Consider the following 16,590-nt stretch of genomic DNA (forward strand, 5'->3'; position numbering starts at 1 on the left):
CGCAAGCGGATGCCGCTACCTGAAATCGGCGGCGGTCAAAGTGTAGGAGTCGCGGCGGTGGCGCGCATAGACCTTGCCTGCGACTTGCTGGATGGAGGTTCGCAAGCCATCGAATGCCGAGAGATAGGCCGTCTCCACGCTAGCCTTGCCGCCCAGGGCAATGCCGTTTTTGGCCAGTGCCTCGGCCTCGATGAAGAAACGGATTTGAAACATGCCGTCATGACCGATGAAGTAGACGCCGTGACGCTCCTGATCAAAACTTCGGCTGGGGTTCGGGAACGCGAGCGTCATGACTGGCCTGCCGGCTTCTCAAGCGCAGCGAAGAGCCGAGCGGCGATCCTCTCCTTGCGGCGCTCGCTGCTGCAAAAGTTCAGGGACAGCATGTTTTTCGTCGCTTCCGAACGGCTGAGCCCGATCATGGAGGCGCCGTTCACATGCGCTGGAATGCCGGTGAAGACGTGATAGACGGTCCAGGAACGATCGGCTTCGACGCGGCGGCCATATTGATGGTCCCCAAAGCCACATACCCGCGCGCCGCGTGCATTTTCCTCGCCGGGATGAGCCAAGGCGTCGCGAGCGACATCGGCGCGAGGGTCGTCGGCGTTCAAGATGTCGGCCCTTCGTCTGTGCCCGCCTGCGCGGCGATGATGCTGGAATAGATCGTCGCCCCTTCGGAGTCGGCGATGGCGACCGCATCTGGCCACTGGGGCATGTTCAGCGTCCTTGCCAGAAGCCGCGCGATCTCGATCGCGGCGTCGAGGTCGGCCGCATCCACGGTCTCGCGGCCGATGACGGCGTGCGCGTCGTCGGCAATGCGCGTGCGATAGAATTCGATCACAACCTTCATACGAGTCCGCCTCGCGCAAACATCCTGGCGTCAGCCCTTGCTCTTGTTTTGGGTGTGGGTGCCACCGGCACCTTTGATTTGGCCGAACGCACTCTCAGGCTTGACCGGGGCCTTTTCCTGCTTCGGCTTTCTGATCTCTCTGTTCGAGCGCTTCTGTCCCTTGGCCATGTCCGAACGTCCTTTCGATGAGCATTAGGCCACCGTCCGACACCTCGTCGACCGGTTCCAGCCTGTCCTCCGTCACCACCCGCTCATGCGGTTCGGCGTCGCTGCGGATGCGGTATTGGGGCGAATTTCCCCTCGGCGGCAGGGTACGGGTGACATGGTAGATTTCACCGGCCTTCGGACCAACGCCGGGACCGCCTTTAAGCCGGACCGCCTGTCCGATGTCAAAAAGACGCGTCGGGGCTCCGTGCTGGATTGGTCGTGCGTTGCGTTGCATGAGGGTCGTCATGATTGCCTCCGGTCCTTATCGAGCGCGGCCTCGAGCGAGGCTGGTTCGATCGGCACCATTTGCTGCGTGGATCCCTTCGCGGAGATCGCCGGCAGGTGAATGAAAGTTGCCACGCGACGCCATGCTGTGCGGGAAGCCCCTTCGAGAGATTCTTCGTCGAGATCGACGTGATACTCTCCGGCTGGCTGCGGCGCATCGAGACCCGGCAGCGCGAACGCCGAGTTGAAGCGAACGACGGTCTGCGTGGTGCGAGTGGCCACTTGCGGCTTTCTGCGGAAACACGCGCATGCGCCTTTCCGCCTTGATTGCAGCCGAACCGCCGAAACGATGTCCGGTGCTGCCAGTACATCCGTGGTCAGCACCGGTATCATTTCAGGGTTCGAACGAAGCGAGATGCCGCGCCGGGAGCGGCGCAATGCATTCACTGTCGAAAATTCGGAGGCGGATGGCGAGGCTTCGCTATCACGAAAGCCACCTCGACCAAATCAACGAATTTTATATAAGCGCCCCAATTGCGCCGCGAGCAAGACGGCGATGGCGTTTTATTTTCATTGGTTAAATAAAAATCCGAACACCGAGGTCGAAAAAATCGGCAGAAATTCTCCTCATCCAATGCGATATTTTACGCGTCTCGCAATAATTGAGGCAGATAATTTCCCCGACCTGACGAATAATTTCGGTTCTCCTATCTATCGCGGGGTAAGCAGTCTATAGAAGGACATGCGCGCCCGTTCCCCCGTAAGAAAGAAGTTGCCATCGAAGCTTGGTCGCCCGACAGCCGCGCCAACCGTGAAGCCTGGCATTTTGGGCACATCCGGGGTCTCGTCCAAGCGCAAACCGCCTCACGCTTTCGGCAAGCTTGGCACCAAGATGCCGCTCGCTGTCGCGACGGGGCGCACTGGCGCGAATGGAACGGTGGGGACGCTCGTGGCGTCGACGCTCCCTTCATATGGGCCGCTAGCCTTGAAGGTGTGCGTCACGCTCTGGATTGTCGGTGTGCTGGCCTCGGTTTTTGTCGTCATAAAAGCCTGACCCGGTCGGCATTCGTCGAGGCCGAAAACAAGAAGGATGCCAGCATGGCAAAGCGCTACGCGCTTCGGATGGACAAGCCGAACAGTTGCACCATTATCGACGTCTTCACCGGCCAACCTGCCGAGTTTGAGAAAAAGATGATGATCGGCATCAAGACGCGGCGGGCGGAAAAGATCGCTGGCGAATTGAACCTTCAGGACGCCAAGCGGCGGGAAGAGGCCGGATGGGAATCCTGATTGAGCGGCAAGGCCGATATCGCGGTTCAGCGCTCCTCGCCCGATCATGTGGAGCAATCGCCGAATGTCGACTGCCTCCTGCATTTCATTTCACTTGAAAGGATAAGACCCATGAGAACCATGAAAACACCGGATGCCCCGCCCGTCGTGATCGTGGCGGTCACCAAGTCATCCAGGATTCTGTCGGCTCGACTGACCATCAGAACCGACGAAGCGGCAAGGCGCAGGATCGCTGACACCGACGGCGCTCTGAGGCGGACACGGGAAGTCGCAGAACGCAACCGTCTGATTTGAATTGATCGTCCTGGCCGAGCCGTTCTGGGAGACGACCGAGCATCGCTCATCCGCGAAGCCCCCTTGCTAACGAGAAAACTCCAGGCTCGCGGTGCCGCGGCTACGGCCGCACTATCGACCGGTATCTCGGTGCTGCACGAAGATCGGGTTCGGCGAGTGCCTTTCAAGGACAAAGACCTTCTCCCCGGCCAATGCGGTGACGAGCATTTGCTCGGAGCTCTGCGTATCATGGCCCGCCAGTATCGAGGCGGATCAGCCAAATCGGCGGAGAAATTGGTTGAGCTGACGCTCGAAACGGCGATCGAAGAATATGGCCGCCGTCCAGCCGACATGAGCCTTTTTCGGTGGCTACGCGCCATAATGCAGCGGCATTTGAATTGATCGAAGCTTTCGGCGGATACGCGTCTGGGCGCCGGCCGCCAGCGATTTCGTTAATCACGCTTGGAGACGGCGCAAGGACACAGCCGTCGATTGGTCTTCGATTGAGGGCGCGTTCCCTACGACGCAGCACGATATACGAACGGCACCGGTTCGGAATGTGGGGAACGCTTGTAGCGGTCTCCCGCTACCATCGTTCCCACTGAAAGATGGGCCGGCGCCGAATGTTGAAAGCGGGGAGAACGGTCCTCAGCTACCACCGTTAGCAACACCGAGGCTTCCGAAGCCTCTCGCTCCCAAGGCATCTAGTTTTCCGCGAATGTCGACACTCACGCCCCCATGCCGATCCGGGTAGACGATCACGCTGTCCACGCAGCGACGGTGCGCCTTCGAGACGGCCTGGCGAATCCCACCGATTGCCGCGGATCGAGCGCCTCGCAGACGCCACAGGGAACCAATGCTTCGCATGAGGTCGGCACATCAGAATTTTGATCCATAGACAGGCTCCAGCCGGCAACGTTGCGGTTCGGCTCGGATCGCGCCGTGCGACGCTGCAAACACGACCGGTAAGGGATACAATTGCCGGAGCGAATGCGTCCCCGGGATGGCTCAAATGTCCTCCATCGATTCTCTCGCCGCGAGATTATTGTCGGCGACATTGATGTTCGATCGGGCGTCGTTGCTGGCGCTCGAGGCTTTGGCTGCCGAATCCGATCGTCGGGTCCTGAGGCGCGGTGAGGTCCTGGTTCGCGAAGGCGATCCATCGGACAGGTTCTTCGTTGTGCTGTCCGGTCGCTTTACGGTGCACAAAGGAGATCCGATTGGCTCGGTCGCCGAGATCGCACAGGGCGAACTAGTCGGCGAAATTGGTTTCTTTGCAGGGCTGCCCCGTACGGCCACTGTCCTTGCAGCGCGCGATTCGATCGTCCTTGAAATCAGCCGTAATAATTTCGAGAAGGCGGCCAAGGCTTTGCCGAACCTGAGAGAGGCCGTCACAATATCTCTGGCGCGCCGGTTCGCCTCGCAATCTCCGATTTTGTCACGTCTCCAGAAACCCGCCAAGATCCGAACGCTAGCCATCATTGCAGCCGGCGGAAGTCGCATCTCACCGGTTTTCATTGGGCACCTACAGCAAGAGTTCGGCGCGGTCACGCGCGCTCAGTTCGTTTCCCGGCTTGACGTCCACGCGAAGTTCGCAGGTCGTCCGATCGACGACCAGCCGGTCCTTAACTGGTTGAACGAACTGGAGGCGCAAGCTGAATTCGTTGTCTACGTGGCCGATGAAGAACCTAATGAATGGACACGAGTCTGCATTCGCCAAGCCGATACCGTCCTGTTGATAGCGAACGCGTCCTCCTCGCCTCACTTGAACACCTCCGAGGAATTGGCGCTATCGGTCCATCCACCATCGACCGGTCGGCTTGTCCTAATTCACGACAGTCGCTCGGCTGCGGTCACCGGAACCTCGGCGTGGCTCGATGAGCGTCCCCATATCGGCCAGCATCATCATGTTGCGCTGGAGGATATGTCTGATATCCAGCGCCTGGTCCGATTTATTTCCCGCAAGGCACGTGGCTTCGTGGCGGCGGGGGGTGGGTCCCTGGGCAGCGCCCATGTGGGCGTCTACAAAGCCTTCGTCGAGGCGGGCGGGCGCTTCGACTATCTCGGCGGGACGAGTTCCGGAGCGGCGATGATGGCCGGCTTCGCAAGAGGGTTGGACGCGGAGCAGATCGACCGCGGCACGCATAACGTGTTTGTCAAGAGTCGGGCGTTTCGGCGCCCCACCTTGCCGCGTTTCGCGCTTCTAGATCACAAAGCCTTCGATCGGGCCCTTCGGGAGGAATACAGCGACGTTCTGATCGAAGATCTCTGGCTTCCGTTCTTCGCGCTTTCGACCAATCTGAGCAGCCGTCAGCCCCATGTCCACCGTCGTGGAAAACTCTGGCAAGCCGTTCGGGCATCAGGCTCGCTCCCGGGTGTCCTGCCGCCTTTCTTTACGGCTGACGGCGATATGCTGGTGGATGGCGCCATCATGAACAATTTGCCGCTGGAACAGATGAGGGAACTCAAGACCGGCCCCAATGTCATCGTGAGCTTTGGGACCAGCGGACCGCAAAAATACCACATCGACTATGACCGCATCCCCGGCAGATCGGAACTGGCGGCCGCCCTGCTGAACCCTTTCGGCCGTGCGCGCTTGCCGCAGGTTCCGAGCATGCTTCAGGTTATTGCCGCGAGTATGCTGGCACACGGGCCGCAGGACCTTGCTGTCGGCGATGAGGATGTCTTGGTCTGTCCGCAGGTTTCGGGCACCTTCATGGATTGGAGTCGGCATTCCGAGTTGTATTCGGACGCCTACCACCGCACGGCGCAATGGATCGAGGAACGTCTCCGCCAGAACGACTCTGGACTCCGTGCGATGCTCGGTAACGCACATCCTTAGCGCATCACCGTCCCACTATGCTCAAGCGGTTCACGGAGGGTATCGGCTGACCTCTGTACCCAGAATTGGAAAATTTCGACTAAGCCGCGTGCCTCCGATGGCAAAAGAATGCCCCTTCGATAGTAACAGAACGCCCTTCGATAGTGGGTCTCGCGAAGTAGCGCTCTCCCGCTACCAACCCTCTCCAGGGCATCCAAAGAATTTAATGAAACCGATGGGCGGCTAAGCGCTGTGTCCTGACACGTCGCACCGCATCCCTTCCGCAGCCCAAAATCGAGCTTAATTGAATTCGCCTTGGCGGCGGCCTATACGTCGGCCGATGGAAACCATAGCCAGCGCCCAGAAGAACATCATTCCGCTGTCCGTCCGCGCGCCTCATTCCGGACGGGCAGCGCCGTTCCTGCCGATGAGCCGCGCCGAGATGGCGGCGCTCGGCTGGGGTGAATGCGACATCGTGCTGGTCACGGGCGACGCCTATGTCGATCATCCGAGCTTCGGCATGGCGATCATTGGGCGCCTCCTCGATCCCAGGGTTTTCGGGTCGGCATCATCTCGCAGCCCGACTGGCAGTCGGCGGAGCCGTTCAAGGCGCTGGGCCGGCCGCGGCTGTTCTTCGGCGTCACCGGCGGCAACCTCGATTCCATGGTCAACCGCTATACCTCGGACCGCAAGCTGCGCCATGACGACGCCTATACGGCGGGTGGCGAGGGCGGCAAGCGGCCGGACCGCTGTACGATCGTCTATACGCAGCGCTGCCGCGAGGCCTACAAGGACGTGCCGGTGGTGCTGGGCGGCATCGAAGCCTCGCTGCGCCGCATCGCCCACTATGACTATTGGTCCGACAAGGTGCGCCGTTCGATCCTGGCCGACGCCAAGGCCGATCTTTTGATCTACGGCAATGCCGAGCGCGCCGTCGTCGAGGTGGCGAACCGGCTCGCCGCCGGCGACACGCCGCGCCAGCTCGACACCATAAGGGGCGTCGCCCTGTTCCGCTGCGTGCCCGAGCATTTTACCGAACTGCACGCCGACGATCTCGATTCCGCCGACGAGGGCGCGAGCCGCAAGCCCGGCGACATCGTGATCCGGCTGCCATCCTTCGAGCAGGTCGAGGGCGATCGCGATGCCTATGCCCGCGCCTCGCGCGTGCTGCACCGCGAGGCCAACCCCGGCAACGCACGCCCGCTCGTCCAGCGCCATGGCGATCGCGACCTGTGGCTAAACCCGCCGCCCATCCCGCTGACCTCCGAGGAGATGGACGCCGTCTACGATCTGCCCTATGCGCGCGCCCCTCACCCATCCTATGGGGATGCCAAAATTCCTGCCTGGGATATGATCAAGTTCTCGGTGACGGTGATGCGCGGCTGCTTCGGCGGCTGCACCTTTTGCTCGATCACCGAGCACGAAGGCCGCATCATCCAGAACCGCTCCGAGGGCTCGATCCTGCGCGAGATCGAGAAGATCCGTGACAAGACCCCGGGCTTCACTGGGGTGATCTCCGATATCGGCGGGCCGACCGCCAATATGTACCGGATGGCCTGCAAGGACCCCAAGATCGAGGCGGCCTGCCGCCTGCCGTCCTGCGTGTTTCCCGACATCTGCCCCAACCTCAACACCTCGCATGACGACCTGATCCGGCTCTATCGCAAGGTGCGCGAGGTCAAGGGCGTCAAGAAGGTGATGGTCGCCTCCGGCGTTCGTTACGACCTCGCCGTCAAGAGTCCCGAATATGTCAAAGAACTGGTGACCCATCACGTGGGCGGCTATCTCAAAATCGCGCCCGAGCACACCGAGCGCGGACCGCTCGACAAGATGATGAAGCCCGGCATCGGCACCTATGACCGCTTCAAGGAGATGTTCGACGCCGCCGCCAAGGAAGCCGGCAAGAAGTACTATCTCATTCCGTATTTCATCGCCGCCCATCCCGGCACGACCGATGAGGACATGCTGCAGCTGGCGCTCTGGCTGAAGAAGAACCGCTACCGCGCCGACCAGGTGCAGACCTTCCTGCCCTCGCCCATGGCCACGGCGACGGCCATGTACCACACCGGCGTCAACACGCTGAAGGGCGTCCGGCGCGGCGTGACCGACAAGGTCGAGACCGTTCGCGGCGGGCGGCAGCGCCGGCTGCACAAGGCGTTCCTGCGCTACCACGACCCCGACAATTGGCCGTTGCTGCGCGATGCCTTGAAGGAGATGGGCCGCGCCGACCTGATTGGCCCCCGCCCCGACCAGCTCGTGCCCGCTCACCAGCCGCCAGGAACCGGCAAGGCCGCCGCCACGAAGCGCCCCGTGCGCCCTATCGGCAGAGGGCAGCGATTCACCACCAAGGGCGTGCCCTTCCCAAAGAAGTGAGCCTAGGGGCCGATAGTCTCTTTGTAGCGCACCGTCAGCATAGCTGGCCTGCCGGATAGCGATCCGAGCCACAGGCAGATCCGATTTCGCCGACAGCTTGGCGCCTCAATTTTGGCCACCAAGGCGGCCGTTGCCGCCCCCGAAAGCCGACGTTTTGGCTGACTGTGCCCGGGGGTCGCACACGCGCATTCGATTCCGAAGGGAGGCACATGTCTTGGAAAAGCATGTGCGGCTGGCTAGCCTCCGGCGTACAGCCAGCGGAGGATCAACATTCCTAAGCCCACCTTCCTAGAGATTGCGCGCCGCGCCGGGGTCGGCACGGCCACGGTCGAGCGCGTGCTGAACGGCAGGGGCGGGGTTCGGCCGCAGACCGTCGAGAAGGTGGTGGCGGCGGCGCGTTCGCTCGATTATCCGCGCCGGCTGCCGGAGGCGCATCGCGGCGTCATTCGCATCGAGGTGATCCTGGTCAGGCCGGACGCGACCTTCTTCGCCCGTCTTTCCGGTGCCTTCGAGCGCATCGCCGCGACGCTCGACCGCTCGATTGCCGTGCACCGTACCTTTCTCGACGAGGCGAAGCCGGCGGCGATCGCCAAACGCATCCTGGAACCCGATTTGCGCCGCGCGGCGCTCATTCTCGCCGTGCCCGACCATCCGCTGGTCAGCGACGCCTTGCGGAAACTCGAGGCTGAGAACATCCCGACGGTGCAGATCGTCACCCAGATCTCCCGTACCAAGAGCACCTATGTCGGCATCGACAATTACGCCGCTGGCCGCGTGGCCGGGCTGCTCATGGCCAAGATGCAGCGCCGGCCAGGCAAGGTGATCGCGATCTGCCATAGTCAGATCTACCGCGTCCACCGCGACCGCGTGCGCGGCTTCTTCGATTATCTGATCGAGGAGGGGCGGGACCTCGAGCCGATCGCTGCTTTGTTCGGCTTCGACGACGGCGACCGCAATGCCGAGCAGTTGCACGAGGCGTTGAAGCGCTGGCCTGACCTCGCCGGCCTTTACAATGCCGGCGGCGGCAACACCGCACTGAACGAGGTGCTGCGCAAGCAGGGCAGAAACCGCGATATCTTCTTCGTCGGCCATGAGCTCACCGAGCGCAGCACCAAGGCCTTGCGCGAGGGCACGATGGATGTCGTGCTCGACCAGGCGCCAGAAGCGCAGGCACGCCGCGCCATTGACCTGGTGCTCGCCGCGCTCAATCTGCATGACCTGCCGGTCGAGAACCCTCCGATCCGCTTCATCACCTTCACCGCCGAGAACCTTTGATCTGATTTGATCAAGGAACAAGCGGCGCCCGCCGGGGCGCGGTGTTATCTCCTCGCGAAACGGGAGGATCATCGGTGGCGAGACGGCTGACGGCCTACGACCTGCAGAGCGCCAAAGGCAGCAGAAAGTGGCTGCAGCTGCATGTCGACACGCCGGCTGAAGCCGCTGCCGCAGCGGCCTGCGATATCGTCATCCTCTCCTGCGAGCCCGATCACAATCTGGAAGCCATCCGACGGGCGGCACCTTACGCGTTCCTCTCCGTCGGCATGCCGCATGGCGCGGTCGCCTCGCCTGAGGGGGCTGTGCGGCTGGGCTTCGCTATGATGAAGCGCGGCGCCGATGCGGTCTATTCATCACACTCGCCGCGCTTCATTGAGGCCATGGCGGCGGAAGGCATTCCCGTCACCGGCCACGTCGGCCTGGTGCCTAACCGCGCCACCTGGACGAATTTCCGCGCCATCGGCCGCACCGCCGAGGAAGCGCTCAACGTACTGCGCGCGGCGAAGGACCTCGAGAATGCGGGCGCCGCCTGCATCGAGGTCGAGGTCGTGCCGGTGCGTCTTGCCGACCACATCACTCGCTCGACGCCGCTGATCACCATGGGCATGGGCTGCGGCAGCGCCTGCGACACGCAATACCTGTTCTCCTGCGATGTGCTGGGTACCCACACCGGCCACTATCCGCGCCACGCCAAGCGCTATGCCGACTTTGTCACGCTGGAGGCCGAGCTGCAGGAAAAGCGCATCAGTGCCTTCCGCGCCTTCGGCCGCGACGTCGCCGAAGGCAGCTATCCCGAAGCGAAGCACCAGGTGGACATGGACGATGCCGCCTACGACCGCTTCCTCACCCTCTCTCAGTCTCTGTGAGGCCACCATGGAAGACCTGCAATACGGCACGCGCAACAAAAGGGGTGATTGGGCTCCGAACGAACCGGCCGGCACCGCGCCGCTCTTCGTCTTCCCGCCACGCCCGCTGGCGGTGCTGAAATGGCTGCCGAGCTATTTCCTGCCCTACAATCTGCTCTTCGCGCTCACGGCCGTCGTCTGGTGGCGCTACGTGCTGCCCGACGTCGAGATGATGAAGATGCTCTCTGCCGGCTGGGTCCTGCGCCTGTTCATTGTCAACAGCGTGGCGCTGCTCGTCTTTTTTGGCGCCTTCGAGTTTCGACTCTACATTCTGAGAGCCCAGGGCACCCGATTCAAATACAACGGCAAATGGCCGTCGGAGCAGAAGAACAAGGCCTTCTTCTTCCAGAACCAGAACATCGACAACATGCTGCGGACCTTCGGCACCGGCATGCCGATCTGGACGGCGATCGAAGTGGCGATCCTCTACGCTTACGCCAATGGCTATGTGCCGTGGCTGACCTTCGCAGAGCATCCGGTTTACCTGTTCTGCCTGGCGCTGGTGGTGCCGATCATCCACGAGACGCATTTCTTCCTGCTGCACCGGGCGATCCATTGGGGCCCCCTCTACAAATGGGTGCATTCGGTGCACCACAATTCGGTCAACCCGTCCCCCTGGTCGTCGCTGTCGATGCACCCGGTGGAGCAGCTCGGCTATCTCGGCGTCGCTTTCTGGCACCTGATCATCCCGTCGAACCCGCTCCTGGCGCTTTACCAGCTCCATTATGCCGGCTTCGGCGCCATTCCCGGCCATGTCGGCTTCGACAAGATCGAGCTTACCGAAGGCGCCGGCATCGATAGCCACGCCTATATCCATTACCTCCACCACAGATATTTCGAGGTGAACTACGGCGACGGCTTGATTCCGTTCGACCGCTGGTTCGGCACCTTCCACGACGGCAGCAAGGAAGGCGAGGCCCTCATGCAGGCCCGCTACGAGAGGAAGAAGGCACGCGCCAACGCGGCGGCCATCAAATGACATCTGCACGCACAGCCGCGTGCGAGGCCCGGGCGGCTAAGAAGGCTATGCGGAGCTGCGCCTCGATCGAATTTGACGGATGGGAAAAAATGACCAATTGGATCAGGGCTTGCGGCCTCGACGACATCGAACAGGAAGGCGCGCGCCGCTTCGATCATGGGGGCCGGACCTACGCCGTCTTCCGGTCGCCAGACGACGAGGTGTTCTGCACCGACGGGCTTTGCACGCATGAGGCGGTGCACATCGCCGATGGGCTGGTCATGGACTACGAGGTCGAATGCCCGAAACATGCCGGCGCCTTCGACTACCGCACCGGTGCCGCCAAGCGCCTGCCGCCCTGCATAAATCTGCGGACCTATCCTGCGAAGGTGGAAGGCGGCTCGGTCCTGGTTGCGATGCCGGTGGCAACTGTCTGAAGACTTCGCGGACCGATCGACCTGCGCCTGACCGCTTTGGGTCAGTTCATAGGTAGGCAAGCGGGGTGCCCCATCGTCCGCTTCTGGCTATTATGCCTCAAAGCCGCCGACCCGCTATCGGCCCCATTCGAATGGGTCATTCAGGAAATGGATCGCGAATGGCTATGGGCGGCCCCGCCTGGGAGCAGGCCTTCTCGCTGCATCACGGCGGCAAAGAAGCCGTCGGTGTCGTGGCGCGCGGGCGTCAGCGACAGATAGTCGGCATGGGCTGAATTCGTCAGGTGCGGCGCGGCCTCGCGCAGCGGCACAGCACGAAAAGCGGGTTGCGCCGCGAGGAAAGCGGCCACCTGGTCCTCATTCTCCTCGGACATTAGGGAGCATGTTGCGTAGACCAGCCGTCCGCCGGGCTTCACCAGGCGCGCCGCGCTCGCCAGAATCCGGGCTTGCAACGACACGAGCTTGTCCAGACCCTGTTCCTCCTCTGCGCGCCAGCGTGCATCGGGATTGCGGCGCCATGTGCCGGTGCCGCTGCATGGCGCATCCACCAGCACGCGATCGAAACCGCCCTTGTGGCGCTTGATCCAGCGATCCGTTTCGCCGGCCAGGAGCCGCGTCTCGATATTGTGCAATCCCGCTTGCCGGAAGCGCTCGGCACCGCGCTTCAAACGGCCTTCCATGACATCGCAGGCGACAACATGGCCCTTGTTGTTCATCTGCGCGGCGATGGCCAGCGTCTTGCCGCCGGCTCCGGCGCAGAAATCGACCACGCGCTCGCCCGGCCGGGCATCGACCAGCATGGCGACAAGCTGCGAGCCCTCGTCCTGGATCTCGACCTCACCGTTCTTAAGCATCGGCAGGCTCGCCAGCGACGGGCGCTCATGCACACGAATGCCGTAAGGAGCCAGGGCCGATGCCTGCGCCTGCAAGCCGAGATCCTTCAACGCGCCAAGCATGGCCTCGCGCGTCGACTTGATCAGATTGACGCGCAGGTCAAGCGGCGCCGGAGTCAGAAGCGCGGCCATCTCCTGGCCGAACGCTTCCTTGAAACGGCGCCGCAGCGGATCGGCCGCCCAGGACGGACATTCAAGGCGCACCTCTTCCGGCATGCCGGGATGGTCGATCGTGCATCCCCGCAATTTGACCAGCAGCGCGTGCTCGTGATCCGTCAGCATGGCAGGCGCGAATTTCGCCCCGTCGAACAGGCGCTTGATCTGACCGGGCGTCTCGCCTTCCTTCAGCGTCAGCCACGCGAGCAGGCGGTTGCGGGGCCTGTCCTCGCGCCCATGCCTGCCCAGCCACCAGCCGAGCCGTGCATGGTGTCGCAGAAGCGCATAGAGCAACTCTAAAATCCGACCACGGTCGCTGTCGTGGATATAGCGCCGGGATCGAAACCAGGCCGAGACGACAGCATCCGCCGGACGCGCGACGCTGTCGACTTCATGCATAAGTTCGATTGTGGCTTGCAGGCGGGCGGCAGGGTTCACGGAACGGCGATCAGGCTCGAAAAACGCCTGTATAGTCGACAGAACCGCTCCTGACCATTGTTCGCGCCCGCCGTTACCGCCATCCACGACGAGGACGGCGCCGTTGACGTTGCGCTTTGCCGAGATCGGTCTCGTCGATTCGCATGACGGCGGCTGCCAAAGGTCACGAATGCCAGCGCCCTGACCCTGCGATCAGAATGCCCAGCACAATTACGGGTCTCTTTTTCATGCCTATACCCTCACATCGAAATAGATTGCGTTCGAACTCTATACTCGATATAGATTACGAATGAAATCTAAAACGGAGATCGATGATGCGCGTAAGTCGCACTCAGGCTGCGGAAAACCGGGAGACGGTGATCGATGTGGCAAGCCGCCTTTTCCGGGAACACGGCTTTGATGGCATCGGCCTCAAGGATCTGATGAAAGGTGCCGGGCTGACCCAGGGCGCCTTTTACAAGCAATTCGCGTCAAAGGAGGACTTGGAGGCACTGGCGTCCAGGCGGGCACTTCAGCACGCATTCCGTCGATGGTCGGACGCGGCCGCGAAAAGTCCCAAGGACCCGCTTGGTGCTGTGATCGCGTTCTACCTCAGCGTCGGACATCGCGAAGAAAGGATGGACGGCTGCCCGGTCGTGGCGCTGGGCTCGGATGCTGCCAGGCAGGGCAGCGACGTGAAAGCATCTTTCGAAGCCGGGATCAGGGAATACCTCGGGCTGCTCTGTGGGTGGGTTGGCGATGCCCACGGCGAGGATCCCGGCGGAGCGGCCATGGCCATTCTCTCGACGATGGTCGGTGCGGTCGTCCTTTCGCGAGCCGTCAACGACAAGCAGCTGTCGAAGCAGTTTCTGCAAGCGGCAGCCGAGAGCATACACGCAGGGCTGACCGCTGATCGCCAATGGGAAATGCCCCAATGACGATGGCTTCCCCAACCAAGAGACGAGGGATTCGACCGAATTTTCGGTGGCTATTTTCTGGCGCGTCTTGGCGCCACTGGCTGGAAGAACTGCACCGGTTTGAGGAAGCGATCGAGACCACCGAACTGGATCTCCTCGAAAGGCGCGTCAGGGGTCTCGAAGCGCAAGTCTCCGAGTTGCGCATAAGGGCGAGGCAGCCGTGACGCTCACATCTTCGACTTCGGACTTTTCGGTGGTTTTCACTCTGAGCGACGAAACGGTCATCCAGCTCGGCTGGATGCCGGCGCCGCGCCAGCCCCGAGCCACGCCGGTTGGCATCGGAGGAGTGCTGGAATCGAAAGGACAATAGATGCGGCGGATTGTTGTTACGGGCACGGGGGCGGTCACGCCCCTTGCCGCCAATGTCGAAACGTCCTGGTCGCGCCTTCTGGCCGGCCGCTCGGGCATCCGGAGGCTTACCGACGAGGTCGTGGGAGATTTGCCCGCGAAGATCGGCGGCGTGGTTCCCTCTCTGGAAGACGATCCCGAGGCCGGTCTCGACGCCAATGCCTTCGTGGCTCCGAAGGACCAGCGCAGGATCGACCGGTTCATTCTCTTCGCTTTGGCGGCGGCGGAAGAGGCGCTGGCCCAGGCGAGATGGAAGCCAGGCTCGGAGAGCGATCGGGTTCGCACCGCGACGATTATCGCTTCAGGTGTCGGTGGTTTTCCGGCCATAACCGAGGCGGTGCGGACAGTCGACCAGCGCGGTGTTCGGCGTCTTTCGCCGTTCACGGTGCCCTCGTTCCTGGTGAATCTCGCGGCCGGCCACATATCGATTCGTTATGGCTTCAAAGGCCAGATCGGCGCACCGGTGACGGCGTGCGCCGCCGGCATTCAGGCAATCGGCGATGCCGCTCGCATCATCCGCGCCGATGAAGCCGACATCGCCGTGTGCGGCGGCACTGAAGCTTGCATGAACGTGGTCAGTCTGGGCGGCTTTGCTGCCGCACGCTCGCTTTCGACCTCCTTCAACCACCGTCCCGATCAGGCCTCCCGTCCGTTCGACATGTCGCGCGACGGCTTCGTCATGGGCGAAGGCGCCGGCATCCTGGTCATCGAGGAATTGAGCCATGCGCTTGCGCGCGGCGCCACACCGCTCGCCGAGGTCGTCGGCTACGGAACGACGGCGGATGCGCACCACGTCACTTCCGGCCCCGAGGACGGCGATGGCGCGCGCCGGGCCATGGAGATCGCAATCGCCCAGGCAGGGATTTCGCCGCGCGAGGTCCGTCATCTCAATGCCCATGCAACCTCCACGCCGGTGGGCGACCTGGGAGAAATCGAAGCGATCAAGAGCGTGTTCGGCACGGATTTCTCGATAGCCGTCAGCGGAACGAAATCGGCGACCGGACACCTGCTCGGCGCCGCCGGCGGGCTTGGCGCGATCTTCACGATCCTGGCGCTCAGGAATCAGGTGGCACCGCCTACCCTCAATCTGAGCGCCCCAGATCCGGCAGGCGACGGGATAGATTTCGTCGCCAATCGGGCGCGGCCGATGGAGATGGATTATGCGATCGCCAACGGCTTCGGCTTCGGAGGCGTCAACGCCAGCGCGCTGTTTCGCCGCTGGGACGCAAGCGGCGTGAACGGTCGAGTCGCTCATGACTGACGCTTCCCTCCGGACTTCCCGCTTCTCCAACCAAAACCAGAGAATGTGATCTCCATGAACAAGAGCAATCCGGGCGTCGCCATCGTTACAGGAGCATCCTCCGGCATCGGGCATGTGACCGCCAAGGTCCTGCAGAATGCGGGCTTTCGTGTGTTCGGAACCACCCGCCGCGCAGCTTCCAAGAAATCCGATGGCATTACCATGCTGACCTGCGACGTGACCGACGACGCGTCCGTGGCGAAGCTGGTCGACGAGGTGCTGGCCGAGGCGGGGCACATCGACCTGCTCGTCAACAATGCCGGCATGGGCCTCCTTGGCGGCGCGGAGGAATCCTCGACCGCGCAGGCTCAGGCTTTGTTCGACGTGAACGTGTTCGGCGTCATCCGGATGATCAACGCGGTACTGCCGACAATGCGCCGTCAACGGAGCGGAAGAATCATAAACTTGAGCTCGGTGCAGGGGTTCATCCCAGCTCCTTATTTCGCGCTTTATTCGTCGACCAAACATGCCGTCGAAGGCTATTCCGAATCGCTTGACCACGAACTGAGACCGTTCGGAATTCGCGTCGCGTTGGTCGAGCCGGCTTATACCCGTACGTCGTTCGAAGACAATCTCGCCAAGCCGGACCGGCTGCTTGATATCTATGACACTGCACGCGCAAGCATGAATGCAGCCGTGCGGAAGGCTATGGAAAAAGGCGATACGCCCGAAGTCGTAGCCAACACCGTTTTGGCGGCTGCGACCGATCCCACTCCGAAGAGGCGCTATGCGGCGGGAAAAATGGCGCGCCAGGTCAGCTTCCTGCGCCGTTTCGTCCCCGCATCCGCGTTTGACAAAAGCCTGCGAAAGCAGCTCGAGCTGCCCGTGTGAGAGGGTATTGGTTCGCGCCAGCAACCCGGCACTCCGGCCTATTGCACGGAGCTGACGGCA

18 protein-coding genes and 1 pseudogene are annotated in these 16,590 nt (G+C 62.3%); 13 read left to right on the forward strand and 6 right to left on the reverse strand.

Features of this window, described 5'->3' with window-relative positions; translation table 11 throughout:
* Positions 1-15 precede the first annotated feature (15 nt).
* The 5 genes from EN852_RS00720 to EN852_RS00740 form a co-directional block, all read right to left on the reverse strand.
* A complete protein-coding gene (locus EN852_RS00720; protein ID WP_127874520.1) occupies positions 16-291 on the reverse strand; it encodes a DUF1488 domain-containing protein in 276 nt (91 codons plus the stop codon).
* Complete coding sequence (locus EN852_RS00725; RefSeq protein WP_246694130.1) at positions 288-608, reverse strand: hypothetical protein; 321 nt, start codon at positions 606-608, stop codon at positions 288-290. Before EN852_RS00725 ends, EN852_RS00720 begins: the two co-directional genes overlap by 4 nt.
* Positions 605-847: a hypothetical protein gene (locus EN852_RS00730; protein WP_127874521.1), complete on the reverse strand. Its 243-nt coding sequence runs from the start codon at positions 845-847 to the stop codon at positions 605-607. The genes EN852_RS00725 and EN852_RS00730 overlap by 4 nt, the downstream gene beginning before the upstream one ends.
* 94 nt (positions 848-941) lie before the next feature.
* Positions 942-1,301 (reverse strand): hypothetical protein, encoded by a 360-nt coding sequence (locus EN852_RS00735; protein WP_127874522.1) that lies wholly within the window; start codon positions 1,299-1,301, stop codon positions 942-944.
* Positions 1,298-1,561, reverse strand: coding sequence for a hypothetical protein (locus EN852_RS00740; RefSeq protein WP_127874523.1), 264 nt, complete (start codon positions 1,559-1,561; stop codon positions 1,298-1,300). Before EN852_RS00740 ends, EN852_RS00735 begins: the two co-directional genes overlap by 4 nt.
* A gap of 67 nt (positions 1,562-1,628) precedes the next feature.
* On the opposite strand from EN852_RS00740, the gene EN852_RS00745 reads away from it, so the two are divergent.
* The 10 genes and pseudogenes from EN852_RS00745 to EN852_RS00790 all read left to right on the forward strand — a co-directional run bounded on the left by EN852_RS00745 (position 1,629) and on the right by EN852_RS00790 (position 11,611).
* Positions 1,629-2,015, forward strand: a complete 387-nt coding sequence (locus tag EN852_RS00745; RefSeq protein ID WP_127874524.1) for a hypothetical protein — start codon at positions 1,629-1,631, stop codon at positions 2,013-2,015.
* Between the two features lie 257 nt (positions 2,016-2,272).
* Complete coding sequence (locus EN852_RS42120; protein WP_246694131.1) at positions 2,273-2,569, forward strand: hypothetical protein; 297 nt, start codon at positions 2,273-2,275, stop codon at positions 2,567-2,569.
* On the forward strand, positions 2,570-2,863 hold the full coding sequence (locus EN852_RS42125; protein ID WP_246694132.1) for a hypothetical protein: 294 nt from the start codon (positions 2,570-2,572) through the stop codon (positions 2,861-2,863).
* Positions 2,864-3,019: 156 nt separating this feature from the next.
* Positions 3,020-3,244, forward strand: coding sequence for a hypothetical protein (locus EN852_RS00760; protein ID WP_127874525.1), 225 nt, complete (start codon positions 3,020-3,022; stop codon positions 3,242-3,244).
* A 610-nt stretch (positions 3,245-3,854) separates the two neighbouring features.
* A complete protein-coding gene (locus EN852_RS00765; RefSeq protein ID WP_189545648.1) occupies positions 3,855-5,684 on the forward strand; it encodes a patatin-like phospholipase family protein in 1,830 nt (609 codons plus the stop codon).
* A 319-nt stretch (positions 5,685-6,003) separates the two neighbouring features.
* Positions 6,004-8,036: pseudogene (locus EN852_RS00770) on the forward strand (YgiQ family radical SAM protein).
* Positions 8,037-8,306: 270 nt separating this feature from the next.
* The gene (locus EN852_RS00775) at positions 8,307-9,311 is read left to right on the forward strand and encodes a LacI family DNA-binding transcriptional regulator (RefSeq protein ID WP_127874527.1); all 1,005 of its coding nucleotides are present in this window, start codon (positions 8,307-8,309) and stop codon (positions 9,309-9,311) included.
* Between the two features lie 74 nt (positions 9,312-9,385).
* Positions 9,386-10,177, forward strand: coding sequence for a 3-methyl-2-oxobutanoate hydroxymethyltransferase (locus tag EN852_RS00780; RefSeq protein ID WP_127874528.1), 792 nt, complete (start codon positions 9,386-9,388; stop codon positions 10,175-10,177).
* Between the two features lie 7 nt (positions 10,178-10,184).
* Positions 10,185-11,195 (forward strand): sterol desaturase family protein, encoded by a 1,011-nt coding sequence (locus EN852_RS00785; RefSeq protein WP_127874529.1) that lies wholly within the window; start codon positions 10,185-10,187, stop codon positions 11,193-11,195.
* A gap of 89 nt (positions 11,196-11,284) precedes the next feature.
* Entirely contained in the window at positions 11,285-11,611 is a 327-nt protein-coding gene (locus EN852_RS00790; RefSeq protein WP_127874530.1) for a MocE family 2Fe-2S type ferredoxin, read from the forward strand.
* A gap of 140 nt (positions 11,612-11,751) precedes the next feature.
* Here the strand turns inward: EN852_RS00790 and EN852_RS00795 are convergent, their stop codons facing one another.
* Positions 11,752-13,056, reverse strand: coding sequence for an RsmB/NOP family class I SAM-dependent RNA methyltransferase (locus EN852_RS00795; protein WP_210238210.1), 1,305 nt, complete (start codon positions 13,054-13,056; stop codon positions 11,752-11,754).
* Positions 13,057-13,409: 353 nt separating this feature from the next.
* On the opposite strand from EN852_RS00795, the gene EN852_RS00800 reads away from it, so the two are divergent.
* The 3 genes from EN852_RS00800 (at position 13,410) to EN852_RS00810 (ending at position 16,530) form a co-directional block, all read left to right on the forward strand.
* Positions 13,410-14,012 carry a TetR/AcrR family transcriptional regulator gene (locus EN852_RS00800; protein WP_127874923.1) on the forward strand — a complete coding sequence of 201 codons (603 nt, stop codon included), beginning with the start codon at positions 13,410-13,412 and terminating at the stop codon, positions 14,010-14,012.
* A 349-nt stretch (positions 14,013-14,361) separates the two neighbouring features.
* Positions 14,362-15,660 carry a beta-ketoacyl-ACP synthase II gene (gene fabF, locus EN852_RS00805; protein WP_127874532.1) on the forward strand — a complete coding sequence of 433 codons (1,299 nt, stop codon included), beginning with the start codon at positions 14,362-14,364 and terminating at the stop codon, positions 15,658-15,660.
* A 54-nt stretch (positions 15,661-15,714) separates the two neighbouring features.
* Positions 15,715-16,530 carry an oxidoreductase gene (locus EN852_RS00810; RefSeq protein WP_127874533.1) on the forward strand — a complete coding sequence of 272 codons (816 nt, stop codon included), beginning with the start codon at positions 15,715-15,717 and terminating at the stop codon, positions 16,528-16,530.
* Positions 16,531-16,590 lie beyond the last annotated feature (60 nt).

This window comes from Mesorhizobium sp. M2E.F.Ca.ET.209.01.1.1 (genome assembly GCF_004010375.2).
Classification (GTDB): Bacteria; Pseudomonadota; Alphaproteobacteria; order Rhizobiales; family Rhizobiaceae; genus Mesorhizobium.

What these genes read in the sequence shown, in the direction of transcription:
- EN852_RS00720 (WP_127874520.1), bottom strand. Translation starts at nt 291, where the DNA reads ATGACGCTCGCGTTCCCGAACCCCAGCCGAAGTTTTGATCAGGAGCGT.
- EN852_RS00730 (WP_127874521.1), bottom strand. Translation starts at nt 847, where the DNA reads ATGAAGGTTGTGATCGAATTCTATCGCACGCGCATTGCCGACGACGCG.
- EN852_RS00735 (WP_127874522.1), bottom strand. Translation starts at nt 1,301, where the DNA reads ATGACGACCCTCATGCAACGCAACGCACGACCAATCCAGCACGGAGCC.
- EN852_RS00745 (WP_127874524.1), top strand. Translation starts at nt 1,629, where the DNA reads ATGTCCGGTGCTGCCAGTACATCCGTGGTCAGCACCGGTATCATTTCA.
- EN852_RS00765 (WP_189545648.1), top strand. Translation starts at nt 3,855, where the DNA reads ATGTCCTCCATCGATTCTCTCGCCGCGAGATTATTGTCGGCGACATTG.
- EN852_RS00785 (WP_127874529.1), top strand. Translation starts at nt 10,185, where the DNA reads ATGGAAGACCTGCAATACGGCACGCGCAACAAAAGGGGTGATTGGGCT.
- EN852_RS00790 (WP_127874530.1), top strand. Translation starts at nt 11,285, where the DNA reads ATGACCAATTGGATCAGGGCTTGCGGCCTCGACGACATCGAACAGGAA.
- EN852_RS00795 (WP_210238210.1), bottom strand. Translation starts at nt 13,056, where the DNA reads ATGCATGAAGTCGACAGCGTCGCGCGTCCGGCGGATGCTGTCGTCTCG.
- EN852_RS00800 (WP_127874923.1), top strand. Translation starts at nt 13,410, where the DNA reads ATGCGCGTAAGTCGCACTCAGGCTGCGGAAAACCGGGAGACGGTGATC.
- fabF (WP_127874532.1), top strand. Translation starts at nt 14,362, where the DNA reads ATGCGGCGGATTGTTGTTACGGGCACGGGGGCGGTCACGCCCCTTGCC.
- EN852_RS00810 (WP_127874533.1), top strand. Translation starts at nt 15,715, where the DNA reads ATGAACAAGAGCAATCCGGGCGTCGCCATCGTTACAGGAGCATCCTCC.